Raw genomic sequence first — 17,059 nt, forward strand, 5'->3', positions numbered from 1 at the left:
GTCAGGGTCGGTGCGCGACACCGTCGTTGAGGAGTGATGGTCGGGCGGCGGGCGGGTGCGCCACGGCAACTCCCGCACAAGGCGCTGAGCTTGACCGAACGTCACCGAGGGGCGGCAGGACGTGAGCGTGGGATACGAGGGTCACAGCGGTACGACCCGGAGCCGGCGAATCAGGCTGTTCCCGCCGGTGTCCGAAGGTCATTCTTCTGAGAGGCTGTCTGATCACGCGGGGATTCCGTTCCTGGGGCACGCATTCCGGGTATCGGGCTCTCTGCGGGACGAACTGCACGCACGGCGCGCAGCACCGGACGGATGGATTCGACACGCGTGACGGAGCACCCCACCTCCCATGAGCGCCGACAGCCCAGCGCTGCCAGGCCCACGGCCCCCGCGGACCCTCGCGGGGCGCTTCTGCGTACCCCGGAGCCGCCCGCACAGGGCTCTCCCGGTTTACCGGCGCAGGGACGGCCTGACGACACCCCCGATGCGTCGGGGGCCGTCGGCACGCCCGTTCCCGACGGCCAGAGCCCGATCGGCACGCCCGTGACCGCGGACGCGCAAGGCGCCGCCACGGGCGCGCCCGCCGGTTCCGGGCCTGAGCACTCCCAGCCGTCGGCCACCGAACCGGCCGGCGAACCCGATCCGCACCGGCCGCGGCCCGAATCGCTGGGCGGCGCCTCCGGCACGGAGGCCGCCGTCCACCTGGGCGGCAAGGACCGCCGTACGGGGCAGAGCCCGGCGCCCGGCGCGCCCATGCCCATGCGTCGGGACGGCGACCGGCTGCGTTTCGTGGGCGCCGCCACCCGGCGGATCGCCCGCGGCATCGACCTCGACGAGATCGTGATGGGGCTGTGCCGGGCGACCGTGCCGACCTTCTCGGACGCGATCCTCGTCTATCTGCGCGACCCGCTGCCGGTGGGCGACGAGCGGCCCACCGGGCCCGTCGTCCTGCGGCTGCGGCGCACGGACCGCATCCCCGAGGACCGGGACACCGAGGGCTTCCTGCTGCCCGCGCTGCAGCCCGAGCCGGACGTCGGCATCACCGCCGAGCTGTGCACCGTACGGCCCGGTGGCGCCCTGAACGAGGTGCTGCGCGGGGTGCGGCCCGTCTTCGCGGACGCGCCCGCCGCCCGGGCCGCGCTGCCCGAGCTGATCGGCGACGACCTGAGCGTGCCCGGCGGCCAGCGCGCGATCCTCGCGCCGCTGCGCGGCCGGCGGCGCGTGATCGGGGCCGCGCTGTTCCTGCGCCGCCCCGACCGGCCCGCCTTCGAGACCGATGACCTGCTGGTCGCGGCGCAGCTCGCCACGCACAGCGCGCTCGGCATCGACAAGGCGGTGCTGTACGGGCGCGAGGCGTACATCGCCGACGAGCTGCAGCGCACGATGCTGCCCGAGACCCTGCCCCGGCCGACCGGTGTGCGGCTGGCGTCCCGCTATCTGCCGGCCGCCGAGACGGCCCGGGTGGGCGGCGACTGGTACGACGCGATCCCGCTGCCCGGCAGCCGGGTCGCCCTCGTCGTGGGTGACGTCATGGGCCACTCCATGACCTCCGCGGCGATCATGGGCCAGCTGCGCACGACCGCGCAGACCCTCGCCGGGCTCGACCTGCCGCCGCAGGAGGTCCTGCACCACCTGGACGAGCAGGCCCAGCGCCTGGGCACCGACCGGATGGCGACCTGCCTGTACGCGGTGTACGACCCGGTCGCGCACCGCATCACCATCGCCAACGCGGGCCATCCCCCGCCCGTACTGCTGCATCTGGGCGGGCGGGCCGAGGTCCTGCGCGTACCTCCCGGTGCTCCCATCGGCGTAGGGGGCGTGGACTTCGAGGCGGTCGAGCTGGACGCGCCCGCGGGCGCCACGCTGCTGCTGTACACCGACGGGCTGGTCGAGTCGCGGCTGCGTGACGTGTGGACCGGGATAGAGCAACTGCGCGAGCGGATCGCCGCGACCGCCCAGCTGACCGGGCCGGACCATCCGCCGCCCCTTGAGGCCCTGTGCGACGAGGTGCTCGACATGCTCGGCCCGGGCGACCGGGACGACGACATCGCGCTGCTCGCCGCCCGCTTCGACGGGATCGCGCCGAGCGATGTCGCGCTGTGGCACCTGGACCCGGAGGACGCGGCGCCCGGCCGGGCCCGCCGGCTGGCCCGCAAGGCGCTGTCGCGCTGGGACCTGGAGGAGCTCACGGACTCCGTGGAGCTGCTCGTCAGCGAGGTCGTCACCAACGCCGTGCGGTACGCGTCACGGCCCGTGACGCTGCGGCTGCTGCGGACCGACGTGCTGCGCTGCGAGGTCGGCGACGACGTGCCACAGCTGCCGCGGCTGCGGCAGGCGCGCGCCACGGACGAGGGCGGACGCGGCCTCTACCTGGTGAACAAGCTGGCCAGGCGGTGGGGCGCGACCCGGCTCAGTGCGGGAAAGGTCGTCTGGTTCGAGTTGAACCACAGCTGAGGGGTACCCAGGCGGGACTCACCCCGGCAGTGACCCGGCGACCCCGAGAACGACCTTGGAAGCGACCCTGAAAGCGAGCCGGAACAGAACCGGAATCAGACCCCGTCCAAATGTTGCCGACATCCCGTCGGCGGAGTTGACTGCTGGGTGAGCGAAGCGACCAATCGACTCTTCTCGAACGGGAGGACGCTCGTGACGCAGGCACCCGACCAGGCTCCGTACACCACGAACAACGTCGGCATTCCGGTGGAGAGCGACGAACACTCGCTCACCGTCGGCCCCGACGGCCCGATCCTGCTCCAGGACCATTACCTCATCGAGAAGATGGCCCAGTTCAACCGGGAGCGGGTACCGGAGCGGGTGGTGCACGCAAAGGGCAGTGGCGCGTACGGCTTCTTCGAAGTCACCAATGACGTCAGCCAGTTCACCCGGGCCGACCTCTTCCAGCCCGGTAAGCGCACGGACATGCTGGCGCGTTTCTCCACCGTCGCGGGTGAGCAGGGCTCCCCCGACACCTGGCGCGACCCGCGCGGTTTCGCGCTGAAGTTCTACACCGAGCACGGCAACTACGACATGGTCGGCAACAACACGCCGGTCTTCTTCGTCCGTGACACGATCAAGTTCCAGGACTTCATCCGCTCGCAGAAGCGCCACCCGGTGACCGGGCTGCGCAGCAACGACATGCAGTGGGACTTCTGGACGCTCTCGCCCGAGTCCGCGCACCAGGTGACGTGGCTGATGGGCGACCGGGGCATCCCGAGGACGTACCGCCATATGAACGGCTACTCGTCCCACACCTACATGTGGATCAACGGCGGCGGCGAGCGGTTCTGGGTGAAGTACCACTTCAAGACCGACCAGGGCATCGAGTTCCTGCCCCAGGCCGAGGCCGACGAGCTGGCCGGTTCGGACGCGGACAAGCACCGCCGTGACCTGTACGAGTCGATCGAGTCCGGGAACGCGCCGAGCTGGAGCCTCAAGGTCCAGGTCATGCCGTTCGAGGACGCGGCGGACTACCGCTTCAACCCCTTCGACCTGACGAAGGTGTGGCCGCACGGCGACTACCCGCTGATCGACGTCGGCCGGATGGTCCTCGACAAGAACCCCGAGGACTACTTCGTCCATATCGAGCAGGCCGCCTTCGAGCCGTCCAACCTGGTGCCGGGCATCGGCCCCTCGCCGGACAAGATGCTGCTCGGCCGGCTGTTCTCGTACCCGGACACCCACCGGTACCGGATCGGCCCGAACTACGCGCAGCTGCCGCCCAACCGGCCGCACTCGGCGGTGAACTCGTACGCCAAGGACGGGCCGATGCGGTACGTGCCGTCCAGTGCGGCGCGGCCGTACGCGCCCAACTCGTACGGCGGGCCCGCGGCGGACTTCGGGCGGTTCGGTGAGCCGGCGAGCTGGCAGACAGCGGGTGAGCTGGTGCGCGAGGCGACGAAGCGGCATCGTGAGGACGACGACTTCGGGCAGGCCGGGACGATGGTTCGGCAGGTCCTCGACGACGCTCAGCGTGAGCGGCTCGTGGCGAACGTCAGTGGGCATCTGCTGGCCGATGTCTCGCAGCCTGTGCTGGAGCGGGCGTTCCAGTACTGGCGGAACATCGACAAGGGGATCGGGGATCGGATCGCCCAGGCGGTCATGGGGGCGTGAACGCCGGTGGGAAGCTGCGGGTCCGTCGTGGCCGGTCGCGCAGTTCCCCGCGCCCCTAGGAGGGGCTGCGCCCCATCAGGGGCGCGGGGAACTGCGCGGCCCGCCCCCCACCGGGCCGCACCGCAGGTCAGTCGTCCGACTGGGGGTCGTCCGGGTCCGGGGGCAGTTCGATACCTCCCGGGGACGACGGAGCGCTCGTCGTGGGCGTCGGGTCCTCTTCCGTGGGAGTCTCCTCGGGAGTGGACTCCGGCGGGGACGTACTCGTCGGCGGTTTCGTCGTCGGATCCTCCGTGGAGGGCTCCGTGGACGGCGTCGTCGGCGTGGAGCTGACCGTCGGCGTCCGGGTCGGCTTGACCGCCGCACCCTGCTTCGTGTCCAGGTCGAACCTGGTCACCTCACCCATCGCGTCGAACGTGAACGCCGCCCAGATCTGCGCGGGATAGCCACCGCCGTTGACGCGGCCCTTGCCCGGCAGGAGGCCGGTGGCACCCTGCATCGTCACCTGCGCGTGGGACTTCGCGTCCTCGCCGAACATCCCGACCGAGGTGACCAGGTCGGGGGTGTAACCGGTGAACCAGGCCGACCTGTTGAAGTCGGACGTACCGGTCTTGCCGGCGACCTGCTGGCCGTCCCGTTCCGGGTTGTCCCGCACGGACGTGCGGGCCGTACCGTCGTCGACCACGCCCGTCAGCACCGAGGTGACCGTGTCGGCGGCCTCCCGGCTGATGACCTGATCGCCGATCGGGTCCGGGAATTTGACCGCGCGGTCCTTGTGCTCGACCGACTTGATGACGGCCGGGGTGACCTTCTTGCCGTGGTTGTCGAGGGTCGCGTAGACCCCGGCCATCTCCAGCGGGCTCGCGCCCATCGTGCCGAGGGTCTGGGCGGGCACCGACTTGACGCCCTCGACGTCCATGCCCAGCTCGCCCGCGGTCTTCATGACCTGGTCCATGCCGACGTCGACGCCCATCTGCGCGAAGACGGAGTTGATGGACTTGTTCATGGCGGTCTGGACGTCGACGTCGCCGTAGTCGACGTCGTCCTCGTTCGGCGGGGAGAAGCCGACCTTCGTACCGTCGTCGAGGACGGGACGCTTGCTGGTGCCGTCGTAGATCGTGTTCGCCGTGATCGGGTCGTCGTCCTGGGTCGTGGCGTCCTCGTCGACGGCCGCGGCCAGGATGACCGGCTTGAAGGTGGAGGCGGGCTGGTAGTCGCGGCGCGTGGCGTTGTTCGTGAAGTGCTTCACGTAGTCCACGCCGCCGTACATCGCGAGGACCCGGCCCGTCTTCGGGTCGACGGAGGCGGCGCCGGCCTGGATGTCGGCGTCGACGTCCCGCTTCTTCCCGTCGAGCTTGCTGGTCAGCTTGGCCTTGACGGCCTTCTCCAGCTGGGCCTGCTTCTTCTTGTCGATGTTCAGCGTGATGGTCCAGCCGCCCGCCTTGACCATCGTCGCGGCCTCGTCCATGTCGGAGGCCGTGCCCTGCTCGACGAGCTGCTTCTCCAGCGTCGAGTTGGCGGCCTCCACCAGATAGCCCGCCTGGCCCTCCAGGCCGGGTGCGCCCTTGGGGTCCTTCGGCACGGGGAACGTCATGCCGTCGCGCTTGGCGGAGTCCAGCCAGCCCTCCTCGACCATGTTGTCGAGGACGTAGTTCCAGCGGTTCTTGACCAGCTTCTTGCTGGTGTCGCTCGCCACCGCCCAGTCGTACTGGCTCGGGGCCTGGAGCAGGGCGGCCAGATACGCGCTCTGGGCGACGCTGAGCTTGTCCGCGTCGACCCGGTAGTACGCCTGCGCGGCGGCCTGGATGCCCCAGGCGTTACGGCCGTAGTAGCTGGTGTTGATGTAACCCGCGAGGATGTCGTCCTTGGACTGCTGGCGGTCCACCTTCAGCGAGATGACCAGTTCCTTCAGCTTGCGCGTGACGGTCTGGTCCTGCGTGAGGTAGTAGTTCTTGACGTACTGCTGGGTGATCGTCGAGCCACCCTGCTTGCCCTTGCCGGACAGGGTGTTGATCAGGCCGCGGGCCGTACCCCTGAGGTCGACGCCGGAGTCCTTGTAGAAGGACTTGTTCTCGGCGGCGACGAAGGTCATCCGGACGCCCTTGGAGACCTGGTCCAGGTCGACCAGCTCGCGGTTGACCTCACCGTCGCGGGCGAGGGTCTCGCCGTTGGCGTACTTGTAGATGTTGCTCTGCTGCACCGCCGCCGCGTTCCCCTTGGGGACGTCGATCATCAGATAGAGCCCGATGAAGGCGGCCATGCCGAGCAGGCAGAGACCGAAGAACGTGCCGAGCATCTTCTTCCAGGTGAAGAACCGGCGTATACCGCTCTTGCCGGTCTTGCCCTCCGCCTTGGACGAGCGTTTCGGCGCGCCGCGGTGCCCACCGCGCTGCCGCGCTCGTCGTTCATCCGCTCGTCCCATGGATACGTCCGCTCCGCTTCCGTCTCTCGTGTCTCACAGGTTCATCGCTCGGTTCGGCTCAGCAAACTAACACCGCACCTGCGGACAAACGCCTGTCGATCCGGCCTTTTACGGACGTGAGAATCAGCACCCACCCCTATGGAACCGACGGTTCACAGGAGTGGAAGGTTGCCGTGGCGGGTAAAGTGATATCACTTAGATAGTCATCCGGATCGAGCCGGGCGCGTCCGCACACCGGACGAAAGCACCATGAAACGGGGGAACACCCATGTCCACACACAACTCTCCGGACACAGGCCCAGGGACCGGAGCGGGGACGGGGACAGGGACGGACGCCACCGACCTGCCCGAGATGCCCGCTCCGCGCGTCCGGGAGGTCTCCGCGCACAGCATCGGCGGCGGGCTCGCGCTGCTGCTCGGGCTGGTCGGCCTGCTGCTGGGCGCCGCGCTGGTCGTCTCCGCCACCGCGGTGGACGCCGCCGGCGGCAAGGCCGTGCTCATCGTGGCCGGCGTCCTGATCGGCCTCGCGGCGTTCATCGCGATGTGCGGTCTGAACATGGTGGCGCCCGGCGAGGCCCGCGTCGTCCAGCTCTTCGGCCGCTACCGCGGCACGATCCGCGAGGACGGACTGCGCTGGGTGAACCCGCTCACGTCCCGTACGAAGATCTCGACGCGGGTACGCAATCACGAGACGGCCGTCCTCAAGGTCAACGACGCCTACGGCAACCCGATCGAACTCGCCGCCGTCGTGGTGTGGCGGGTCGAGGACACCGCGCAGGCCAGCTTCGAGGTGGACGACTTCCTGGAGTTCGTCGCCACCCAGACCGAGGCGGCCGTGCGGCACATCGCCATCGAGTACCCGTACGACGCCCATGACGAGGAGGGCCTGTCGCTGCGGGGCAACGCGGAGGAGATCACCGAGAAGCTCGCGGTCGAACTGCGGGCGCGGGTGGACGCGGCGGGTGTGCAGATCATCGAGTCCCGCTTCACGCATCTCGCGTACGCGCCCGAGATCGCCTCGGCGATGCTCCAGCGGCAGCAGGCGGGTGCGGTCGTCGCCGCGCGGCGTCAGATCGTGGACGGGGCCGTCGGCATGGTGGAGGCCGCGCTCGCGCGGATCTCCGAGCGGGACATCGTGGAGCTGGACTCCGAGCGGAAGGCGGCGATGGTGTCGAATCTGATGGTGGTGCTGTGCGGGGACCGGGCGCCGCAGCCCGTCCTGAACACGGGGTCCCTCTACCAGTGAGTTCGACTCCGGAGGGGGCCCCTCCGACTCCCCCTGATCCTCCCCCTCCTCCTCCGCGGAGGGCGCAGCAGCAGCGCAAGCAGGTGCTGTTGCGGCTGGATCCGCTGGTGTACGAGGCGTTGGCGCGGTGGGCCGGGGACGAGTTGCGCTCGGCCAATGCGCAGATCGAGTTCCTGCTGCGGCGGGCGCTCGGCGAGGCGGGCCGCCTCCCCGGCGGGGCGGGCCCGATCCCCCGCCGCGGCCGCCCTTCCCTCTCCGAGGAGGGGGAGGAGTAGGCGGGGCCGTTGCCGGGTGCGGGCCGGTGGGGCGGGCGGGCTGCGCCGTTCCCCGCACCCCTTCATCCGGGTGCGGGTCCGGTGGGGGCCGGCCGCGCCGTTCCTCGCGCCCCTTCGGTCACGTGCGGGTCCGGTGGGGGTTGCTCGCGCAGTTCCCCGCGCCCCTCGGGGAGGGGCTTCGCCCCGTCCCACCCAGGGGCGCGGGGAACTGCGCGGCCCACCCCCACCGGACCCGCACCACACATCCGACCCAAGGCCCCGCAGACCTCAGGGGCGCGGGGAACTGCGCGATCAGCCCCCACCGGCCCGCACCCGAAACAGTGCGATCGATCGCGGTGGCAGAACCGTGACAATCGGCTTCGACCTGCGAGGACGCACCCTCGGGAAGAGCGTCTACACAGTGCGTATACATGGCGTGTATACGCACTGTGTAGAGTGCTCCGCATGTCCATCGGTCACACGCTCCTAGGGCTCCTGGAGTCCGGCCCCCGACACGGTTACGACCTGAAGCGGGCCTTCGACGAGAAGTTCGGTCACGACCGGCCGCTCCACTACGGCCAGGTCTATTCGACGATGTCCCGGCTGCTGAAGAACGGCCTCGTGGAGGTCGACGGGATAGAGGCGGGCGAAGGCCCCGAGCGCAAGCGGTACGCGATCACCGAGGCGGGCGTCACCGACGTCCAGCGGTGGCTCGCGACGCCGGAGAAGCCGGAGCCGTATCTCCAGTCGACCCTCTACACGAAGGTCGTCCTCGCCCTCCTGACGCACCGCGACGCGTCCGAGATCCTCGACACCCAGCGCTCGGAACACCTGCGCATGATGCGCATCCTCACCGACCGCAAGCGCAAGGGCGATCTCGCCGACCAGCTGATCTGCGACCACGCCCTCTTCCATCTTGAGGCCGACCTGCGGTGGCTCGAACTCACCGCGGCCCGCCTCGGCAAACTCGCTGAGGCGGTGACCCGATGACCCCCGCAGGCTCCCTGCTCGTGGCCCACGACCTGCGCAAGGCGTACGGCCCCACCAACGCCCTCGACGGCGCCGAGTTCTCCATCCACCCGGGCGAGGTCGTCGCCGTGATGGGCCCCTCGGGCTCCGGCAAGTCGACCCTCCTGCACTGCCTCGCCGGCATCGTGACGCCCGACTCGGGCTCGATCACGTACAACGGCCGTGAGATGGCGACCATGAACGACTCCCAGCGCAGCGCGCTGCGGCGCTCGGAGTTCGGGTTCGTCTTCCAGTTCGGCCAGCTGGTGCCGGAGCTGACCTGCGTCGAGAACGTGGCCCTGCCGCTGCGCCTCAACGGCACCTCCCGCAAGGAGGCCGAGCGCACCGCCCTGGCCTGGATGGAGCGCCTGGAGGTCGACGACCTTGCGGGCAAGCGGCCCGGCGAGGTCTCCGGCGGCCAGGGCCAGCGCGTCGCCGTGGCCCGCTCCCTGGTCACCAGCCCGCGGGTGCTGTTCGCGGACGAGCCCACCGGCGCCCTCGACTCGCTCAACGGCGAGCGCGTGATGGAGCTGCTCACGGACGCCGCCCGGTCCGCCAACGCCGCCGTCGTCCTCGTCACGCACGAGACCCGGGTGGCCGCCTACTCGGACCGCGAGATCGTCGTACGCGACGGGAAGTCCCGGGACATGGAGCGCGCCGTATGAGCGCCCGCCCGTCGACCACCGCCGCCCCGCCCGAGGCTCCCGCGGAACTGCCCTCCTGGGACGACCCGCGCCACCGGACCCCCGTGCTGCGGCAGTGGTCCAGGGACCTCGCCATGGGGATCAAGTTCGCGTTCACGGGCGGCCGCGAGGGCTGGGTACGGGTCCTGCTCACCGGTGTCGGGGTGGGGCTCGGCGTGGCGCTACTGCTGCTCACCACCGCCATCCCGAGCGCGCTGCAGGCACGGTCCGACCGCGAGTACGCGCGGATGGACCTGGCGATGAACGGCGTCGAACCGGCCAGGTCCGACAACACGGTGCTCGTCGCGAACGTCGACACCGAGTTCCGCGGCCTGGACGTCCGGGGCCGCCAGCTGGAGCCGGAGGGCCTGCGGGCGCCACTGCCGCCGGGCATCAAGAAGTTCCCGGCGCCGGGCGAGATGGTCGTGTCCCCCGCGCTGAAGGAACTGCTGGACTCCAAGGACGCGAAGCTGCTGCACGACCGGCTGCCGTACCGCGTCACGGGAACCATCGGTGAGAGCGGCCTGATCGGCTCGGCCGAACTCGCCTACTACACGGGCGGCCAGAACCTGGCGAAGTTCGACGAGGGCTCCCGCATCGTGCGCCTCGACACCTTCGGCGCGAGGAAGGGGCCCGCGGAGGAGATGGACCCGGTCCTCCTCCTGCTCGTCCTCACGGTCTTCGTGGTGCTGCTGATGCCGGTCGGCGTCTTCATCGCCGCGGCCGTACGCTTCGGCGGCGAGCGGCGCGACCGCAGACTCGCCGCGTTGCGGCTGGTCGGCGCCGACGGCCGGATGACCCGCCGGATCGCCGCGGGCGAGGCGCTCGCCGGGGCCTTCCTCGGGCTGGCCTTCGGTGTCGGCTTCTTCCTGATCGGCCGCCAGATCGCCGGCTCGCTGGAGCTCTTCGGGATCAGCGTCTTCCCGAGCTACCTCAACCCGACGCCCGTACTCGCCGTCCTGATCGCCGTCGCGGTCCCGGCCGCCGCGGTGGCGGTGACCCTCCTCGCCCTGCGCGGCGTGGTCATCGAGCCGCTCGGCGTGGTGCGTACGGCCAGGCCCGCGCGGCGCCGGCTGTGGTGGCGGCTGCTGCTGCCGCTGGGCGGCCTCGGCCTGCTCAGCCCGATGATCGGCAAGGGCAACGACAACGGCGACTTCAACGAGTACATGGTGACCGGCGGTGTCGTCCTGCTCCTCGTCGGCATCACCGCGCTGCTGCCGTGGGTCGTGGAGTCCGTGGTGGCCCGGCTGAACTCGGGCTCGGTCTCCTGGCAGCTGGCCGTCCGCAGGCTGCAGTTGAGCAGTGGCACCGCGGCCCGCATGGTCAACGGCATCGCGGTGGCGGTGGCCGGCGCGATCGCCCTGCAGATGCTGTTCTCCGGTGTCCAGAGCGACTACACGAAGTCCACGGGCGAGGACCTCTCGCGCGCCCAGATGCAGGTCTCCGTACCGAAGTCCGTCTCCCTCGCGGACGCCCGGACCGAACTCGCGGACACCCGCGGGGTGCGCGGCGCCGTCGCGCTGTCCGACCTCTCGCTGAGCGAGCGGGCGAAGAACCCCGACACGTCCTCGGGGATCACGGTCGGCGACTGCGCCGCGCTGCGCGAGGTGGCGAAGCTGTCCTCGTGCCGCGAGGGCGATGTGTTCGCCGTGCAGGGCGCCGAGTACGACTCGGAGACCGCGAAGTTCGCGAAGCCCGGCCGCGAGCTCGTCATCGACCCCACCTACGACGACGTCGTCAAGGGCGCGGAGGTGGCCTGGACCGTGCCGCGCGACATCAAGAAGGCCGATCCGCGCAAGGACCCGACGGGCTGGGAGCGGGGCGGTTTCCTGTTCACCACGAGCGCGCTGCCCGCCGCGGCGGTTCCCGCGAGCAGCGGCGTGATCTACCTCAAGCTCGACGGGACGGTCCCGGACGGCCAGGAGCTCGTACGCAACACCGCGGCGGAGATCAATCCGCTCACGGAGCCCATGACGTTCACGGGCAGTGAGCGCTCGGAGCGTTTCGACTCCATCCGCACCGGGCTGTTCGTCGGCGCGGCCTGTGTCCTCGCGCTGATCGGGGCGAGCCTGCTGGTCTCCCAGCTGGAGCAGCTGCGCGAGCGCAAGAAGCTGCTCTCGGCGCTGGTCGCGTTCGGCACGCGGCGCCGTACGCTGAGCCTGTCGGTCCTGTGGCAGACCGCGATCCCGGTCGCGCTGGGCCTGGTCCTCGCCTCGGTGGTGGGCCTCACCCTGGGCGCGGTCCTCCTGAAGATGACGGCCACGAGGGTGACGGTGGACTGGCTGAGCGTCCTGGCCATGACGGGCATCGGAGCGGCGGTGGTCGTGGCGGTGACGGCCCTGAGCGTCCCACCGCTCCTACGCCTGATGCGCCCGGACGGCTTGCGCACGGAGTAGCCCCCCAAGGGGGTCCGTCATCGCCCGCCTGTCGCGCCGTTCCCCGCGCCCCTTAAAGATTGCGCAGTTCCCCGCGCCCCTCAAGGTGGCCGCGCCGTTGCCGGTGCGGGTGTCACAACACCCGTACCGGCAACGGCTTCAGCTCTTCCCGGAGCGCCGAAGCCAGCTCCCCGTACTCCCCCGCCCGAGCCGCCCCACCCCGCATCGCGAGCGCGATCCGCCGAGTGGGGGCGGGCTCCGCGAAGAACCCCGTGAGCAGCTGACTGCTCCGAGCCGTCTCGACCCTGACGGCCGTACGCGGCAACAGCGTCACCCCCAACCCGCCCGCGACCAGTTGCACCAACGTGGAGAGCCCCGCCGCGGTCGTGGTGACCGGCGCGTCCGCCCGCCCGGCCTCCCGGCAGATGTCGAGCGCCTGGTCCCGCAGACAGTGCCCCTCGTCCAGCAGCAGCAGATTCAGCTCGCGCAGCGCCTCACGCGCGATGCCCTCCCTGCCGCCCAGCCGGTGGCCCAACGGCGTGACCAGCACGAAGTCCTCGTCGAACAGCGGCAGTTCGACGACCCCGGGCACTCCGAGGGGCACCGCGAGCAGCAGCAGATCGAGTCGGCCCGTGGTGAGCCCCGCCAGCAGGTTCGACGTCTGCTCCTCGTGGACCTGGAGGTCGAGCGCCGGATAGCGGTCGTGGACGAGCCGCAGGACGGTCGGCAGGAGATACGGCGCCACCGTCGGGATCACCCCGAGCCGCAGCACCCCGGTGAACGGCGCCCGCACCGCCTCGGCCTCCTCCATCAGCGCGCCCACCTCGTCGAGCACCGCCCTGGCCCGTACGGCCAGCCGCTCGCCCGCCGGTGACAGGAGCACCTTGCGGGTCGTACGCTCCAGCAGCGTCACGCCGAGGGTCTCCTCCAGTGCCGAGACCGCGCCGGACAGCGCGGGCTGGCTCATGCCGAGGGCGGCGGCCGCGTCCCTGAAGTGCAGATGCTCGGCCACCGCGGCGAAGGCGCGCAGCTGCGGGAGGCTGGGCTGCCTCTTCCTGACGGGGGGCACGGTCACGGTCCTTTCGCTTCGCTCTCCGCGCTCACATGCACTGATAGCTGTTTTCGATCAACACGACCGAGTGTAGCTATTTCCCTAATCAATGCACTCTGTGCCACGATCATGGACGTCCAACCCATGGGAAAACCCCTCAAATTGGGGTTTTCTTCGCTGCAAGGAGAGCCCGTGCTCACTGTCGGTGACAAGTTCCCCGAGTTCGATCTGACCGCCTGTGTCTCGCTGGAGAAGGGCGAGGAGTTCGAGCAGATCAACCACAAGACGTACGAAGGTCAGTGGAAGATCGTCTTCGCGTGGCCCAAGGACTTCACCTTCGTGTGCCCGACCGAGATCGCCGCCTTCGGGAAGCTGAACGACGAGTTCGCCGACCGTGACGCGCAGGTGCTCGGCTTCTCCGGCGACTCCGAGTTCGTGCACCACGCCTGGCGCAAGGACCACCCGGACCTGACCGACCTGCCGTTCCCGATGATGGCCGACTCGAAGCACGAGCTGATGCGGGACCTCGGCATCGAGGGCGAGGACGGCTTCGCCAAGCGCGCCGTCTTCGTCGTCGACCAGAACAACGAGATCCAGTTCTCCATGGTGACCGCCGGCTCCGTCGGCCGTAACCCCAAGGAGGTCCTGCGGGTCCTGGACGCACTCCAGACGGACGAGCTGTGCCCCTGCAACTGGACCAAGGGCGAGACCACGCTCGACCCGGTCAAGCTCCTGGCCGGTGAGTGACCCATGTCCCTCGACGCGCTGAAGTCCGCGATTCCGGACTACGCCAAGGACCTGCGGCTGAACCTCGGTTCCGTCATCGGCAACTCCGACCTTCCGCAGCAGCAGCTGTGGGGCACGGTGCTCGCCTGCGCCATCGCCTCGCGCTCGCCGCGCGTGCTGCGTGAGCTGGAGGAGGAGGCCAACGCGAAGCTCTCGCCCGAGGCGTACACCGCGGCGAAGTCCGCGGCGGCGGTCATGGCGATGAACAACGTCTTCTACCGCACGCGGCATCTGCTCTCCGATCCGGAGTACGGGACGCTGCGGGCGGGGCTGCGGATGAACGTCATCGGCAACCCGGGGGTGGAGAAGGTCGACTTCGAGCTGTGGTCGCTGGCCGTTTCCGCGATCAATGGGTGCGGGCAGTGTCTTGACTCGCACGAGCAGGTGCTCCGCCGGGCCGGTGTCGACCGGGAGACGATTCAGGAAGCGTTCAAGATCGCGGCGGTTGTGCAGGCGGTCGGGGTCACGCTGGACGCCGAGGCGGTCCTGGCGGAGTAGTTCCGCAGGGGTTTGCTCTCGCCCCCGCCGCCCCTACCCGTTCCCGTCCACGACTCGGGGGCGCTGCCCCCGAACCCCCGGTCCTCAAACGCCGGACGGGCTGAGATGTCGCGGACGGCCGGAGATCTTCAGCACGCCCGCGAATCTTCCAGCCCGTCCGCGTATCTTTCAGCCCGTCCGGCGTTTGAGGACAAAGGGGGGCGAGGGGGCGCACCCCCCATGCAGTGACGGGAAGGGTAGGGGCGGCGGGGGCGAGGAACCCGGGCTACGCCGGTGGGGGTGTGTCCTCCGGGGGCCGGGCCGCCGCCGTCGACCCGTGCGGCCCCGGCGCATACCGCAGCGCCGCCTCACGCGAGTGGGACCGCAGGTACCCCACCACCGTGTTGGTGACGGCGACGAGCGGCACGGCGACCACCGCGCCACCGATCCCCGCCACCATCCCCCCCGCCGCCACGGACAGCACGACGGCCAGCGGATGCACCCGCACCGCCCGCCCGAGGATGAACGGCTGCAGGATGTGGCCCTCGATCTGCTGGACGGCAAGGACGACGGCCAGGGTCATGACCGCCGTGAAGACGCCCTGCGTCACGAGGGCGACGACGACCGCCAGCGCCCCGGAGATGACGGCGCCGACGAGCGGGATGAACGCGCCGAGGAAGATGAAGACGGCGAGCGGAACGGCCATCGGGACGTCGAGGAAGAAGATGCCGAGCCCGATGAAGATGGCGTCGATCAGAGCCACTATCACCGTGCCGCGGACGTACGCGGTGAGCGTGCGCCAGGCCCGCGGCCCCGCTCCGGCGACCCCCGGGCGCGCCGCGGCCGGGACGAGCTTGAGCGTCCACTCCCAGATGCGCTTGCCGTCGTAGAGCAGGAAGAGCGTGGAGAACATCGTCAGCAGGATGCCGGTGAGCGCCTCGACGATGACGGTGACGCCTTCGAGCCCAGCGGAGGTGATCTCCTCGGTGTTCGCCCCGACCGCCTCGCGCAGGCTCTTGGCGATGTCCTTGATCTGGTCCTCGGTGACATGGAACGGGCTGTTGAGCAGCCAGCGCTGCAGCTCGTCGATGCCGTCCTGGATCTGGTCGGCGAGGTTGTTGATGTTCTCCATGACCTGCCAGACCACGAACCATCCGACGAGCCCCATGATGACGAAGCCGAGGATCGCGGTGAGCGCGGTGGCGAGGCCGCGCGGAAAACCGTATCTGCGCAGCCGGGCGACCGTGGGCTGCAGCAGGGCGGTGATGAGCAGCGCGGAGACGAAGGCCAGGACGACCAGTTGGACGGCGCTGATGACGCGCATCAGCACCCAGACGGTGCCCGCGAGGACGAGCAGCCGCCAGCCGGCCTCGGCGGCGACCCGCATCCCCCACGGGACGGCGGTGGCGGGATCGGGGCGGACGCGGACGACCGGGCCGTCGGGGGGCGACCCCGGCAGGGACGCGGACGAGGAGTCCGTACCTGCTGCTTCGTCCTTGACGATCTCGTCGATCTCGTCGTCCTTCTCGGCTGCCGCGCGGCGCGCGTCCAGCCGTTCTCCCACTTCGGTGAGTCCGGCACCGATCCGGCCGAACCAACCTGGCACTCGCGACATGAACCGTCCTCTTCCCCCGTTGCTCCCCACCACTCCTCCCTGGAGTCCCTGGAGACGTCGGCATCGACCGTACATGGCAGAAGCCCCTCACCGTAGGACGGTGAAGGGCTCCGCGAGGTTGAGCCGACTGCGGCTCAGTAGTAGTTGTTGGCCTGCCAGAAGTTCCAGGCGGCGCACGGGCTGCCGTAGCGGCCGTCCATGTAGCTCAGGCCCCACTTGATCTGCGTCGCCGGGTTGGTCGCCCAGTCGGCACCGGCCGAGGACATCTTCGAACCCGGCAGGGCCTGCATGAGGCCGTACGCGTCGGAGGTGGGGTTGTCAGCCTGGTAGTTCCAGCTGGACTCGTGGTCGACGATCCGGCTGAAGCACGCGAACTGGTCCGCGGGGACGAGCTGGCGGGCCATCTCCTGGACCTCGGCGGCGGTGTACGACGCCTTGACCGTGAAGCTGGCGGCGTCACGCGTGGCGGAACGGCTGGCGACCTTCTCGGCCTCCTTGCGCTCCTTCGCCTCTTTCTCGGCCTTCTCGGCGGCCTGCTGCTTGGCGACCGCGTCCTTGGCCGCCTGCTTGCGCGCGGCTGCTTCGGCGTCCTTCTTGGCTGTCGCGTCCGCCGCGATGGCCTGGGAGTCGGCCTGCTGAGTCAGAGAGGCGGTCTGCACCTGCGCTTGCGCGCCCGCGGGTATGTCCGCGAGGAGCGTCGCGCCGCTCGCCGTTGCCTCGGCGTCATCGCTCGCCGGTGCGGTGCTGCCCGAGGCAACACCCGTTACAGCGCCGACTGCGGTGACTGCGGTGGCCGAGGCCACTGCGAGCCCACGGACCGAAATCCGGCTCACACGGTTTCCTTCCAGCATCGACCGCTACAGGTGACCCTCGCGGACGCAATCTTGCCCCTGGCACTGGCCTCCCAACTGCGGGGTCACGGGAGGCACGGGCCCGGTGGGCAACTCCCTTGCGGGGAGCGCCGCTTGGTGCGCGGGCGGCATACGACGGCGTTATGGAGTTCTGAGGTTCTTGCTGTGCTGTGCCGCTGGGGGT

The 17,059-nt window shown here is 70.2% G+C and carries 13 protein-coding genes; 9 read left to right on the plus strand and 4 right to left on the minus strand.

All coding sequences use genetic code 11. From position 1 onward, the window contains the following. Positions 1-312: 312 nt before the first annotated feature. Positions 313-2,454, plus strand: coding sequence for an ATP-binding SpoIIE family protein phosphatase (locus J8N05_RS00725; protein WP_210880561.1), 2,142 nt, complete (start codon positions 313-315; stop codon positions 2,452-2,454). Positions 2,455-2,646: 192 nt separating this feature from the next. After that, positions 2,647-4,110, plus strand: coding sequence for a catalase (locus J8N05_RS00730; protein ID WP_210880562.1), 1,464 nt, complete (start codon positions 2,647-2,649; stop codon positions 4,108-4,110). Between the two features lie 127 nt (positions 4,111-4,237). Here the strand turns inward: J8N05_RS00730 and J8N05_RS00735 are convergent, their stop codons facing one another. Next, positions 4,238-6,529: a transglycosylase domain-containing protein gene (locus J8N05_RS00735; protein ID WP_210880563.1), complete on the minus strand. Its 2,292-nt coding sequence runs from the start codon at positions 6,527-6,529 to the stop codon at positions 4,238-4,240. 268 nt (positions 6,530-6,797) lie between these two features. Here J8N05_RS00735 and J8N05_RS00740 point away from each other — a divergent pair, with 268 nt between their 5' ends. The 5 genes from J8N05_RS00740 (at position 6,798) to J8N05_RS00760 (ending at position 12,116) form a co-directional block, all read left to right on the plus strand. After that, complete coding sequence (locus J8N05_RS00740) at positions 6,798-7,775, plus strand: SPFH domain-containing protein (RefSeq protein WP_210880564.1); 978 nt, start codon at positions 6,798-6,800, stop codon at positions 7,773-7,775. Then, entirely contained in the window at positions 7,772-8,050 is a 279-nt protein-coding gene (locus J8N05_RS00745) for a hypothetical protein (protein ID WP_210880565.1), read from the plus strand. Before J8N05_RS00740 ends, J8N05_RS00745 begins: the two co-directional genes overlap by 4 nt. Before the next feature lie 444 nt (positions 8,051-8,494). After that, entirely contained in the window at positions 8,495-9,019 is a 525-nt protein-coding gene (locus J8N05_RS00750) for a PadR family transcriptional regulator (RefSeq protein WP_107020256.1), read from the plus strand. Then, a complete protein-coding gene (locus J8N05_RS00755; RefSeq protein ID WP_210880566.1) occupies positions 9,016-9,702 on the plus strand; it encodes an ABC transporter ATP-binding protein in 687 nt (228 codons plus the stop codon). Before J8N05_RS00750 ends, J8N05_RS00755 begins: the two co-directional genes overlap by 4 nt. 113 nt (positions 9,703-9,815) lie before the next feature. Then, positions 9,816-12,116, plus strand: coding sequence for an ABC transporter permease (locus tag J8N05_RS00760; RefSeq protein ID WP_210889930.1), 2,301 nt, complete (start codon positions 9,816-9,818; stop codon positions 12,114-12,116). Positions 12,117-12,228: 112 nt separating this feature from the next. On the opposite strand, the gene J8N05_RS00765 is transcribed toward J8N05_RS00760, so the two are convergent. Further along, positions 12,229-13,164, minus strand: a complete 936-nt coding sequence (locus J8N05_RS00765; protein WP_247706087.1) for a LysR substrate-binding domain-containing protein — start codon at positions 13,162-13,164, stop codon at positions 12,229-12,231. 174 nt (positions 13,165-13,338) lie between these two features. Between J8N05_RS00765 and J8N05_RS00770 the strand changes: the two genes are divergently transcribed. Next, positions 13,339-13,893 (plus strand): peroxiredoxin, encoded by a 555-nt coding sequence (locus tag J8N05_RS00770; RefSeq protein WP_210880568.1) that lies wholly within the window; start codon positions 13,339-13,341, stop codon positions 13,891-13,893. Between the two features lie 3 nt (positions 13,894-13,896). Further along, positions 13,897-14,430, plus strand: a complete 534-nt coding sequence (locus tag J8N05_RS00775; RefSeq protein WP_210880569.1) for an alkyl hydroperoxide reductase — start codon at positions 13,897-13,899, stop codon at positions 14,428-14,430. Between the two features lie 265 nt (positions 14,431-14,695). On the opposite strand, the gene J8N05_RS00780 is transcribed toward J8N05_RS00775, so the two are convergent. Together J8N05_RS00780 and J8N05_RS00785 are read right to left on the minus strand one after the other, a co-directional pair. Further along, the gene (locus tag J8N05_RS00780; RefSeq protein WP_210880570.1) at positions 14,696-16,024 is read right to left on the minus strand and encodes an AI-2E family transporter; all 1,329 of its coding nucleotides are present in this window, start codon (positions 16,022-16,024) and stop codon (positions 14,696-14,698) included. 134 nt (positions 16,025-16,158) lie between these two features. Further along, the gene (locus J8N05_RS00785) at positions 16,159-16,857 is read right to left on the minus strand and encodes an aggregation-promoting factor C-terminal-like domain-containing protein (protein WP_456339971.1); all 699 of its coding nucleotides are present in this window, start codon (positions 16,855-16,857) and stop codon (positions 16,159-16,161) included. Positions 16,858-17,059 lie beyond the last annotated feature (202 nt).

Origin of the sequence: Streptomyces liliiviolaceus (genome assembly GCF_018070025.1) — a bacterium.
Classification (GTDB): Bacteria; Actinomycetota; Actinomycetes; order Streptomycetales; family Streptomycetaceae; genus Streptomyces; species Streptomyces liliiviolaceus.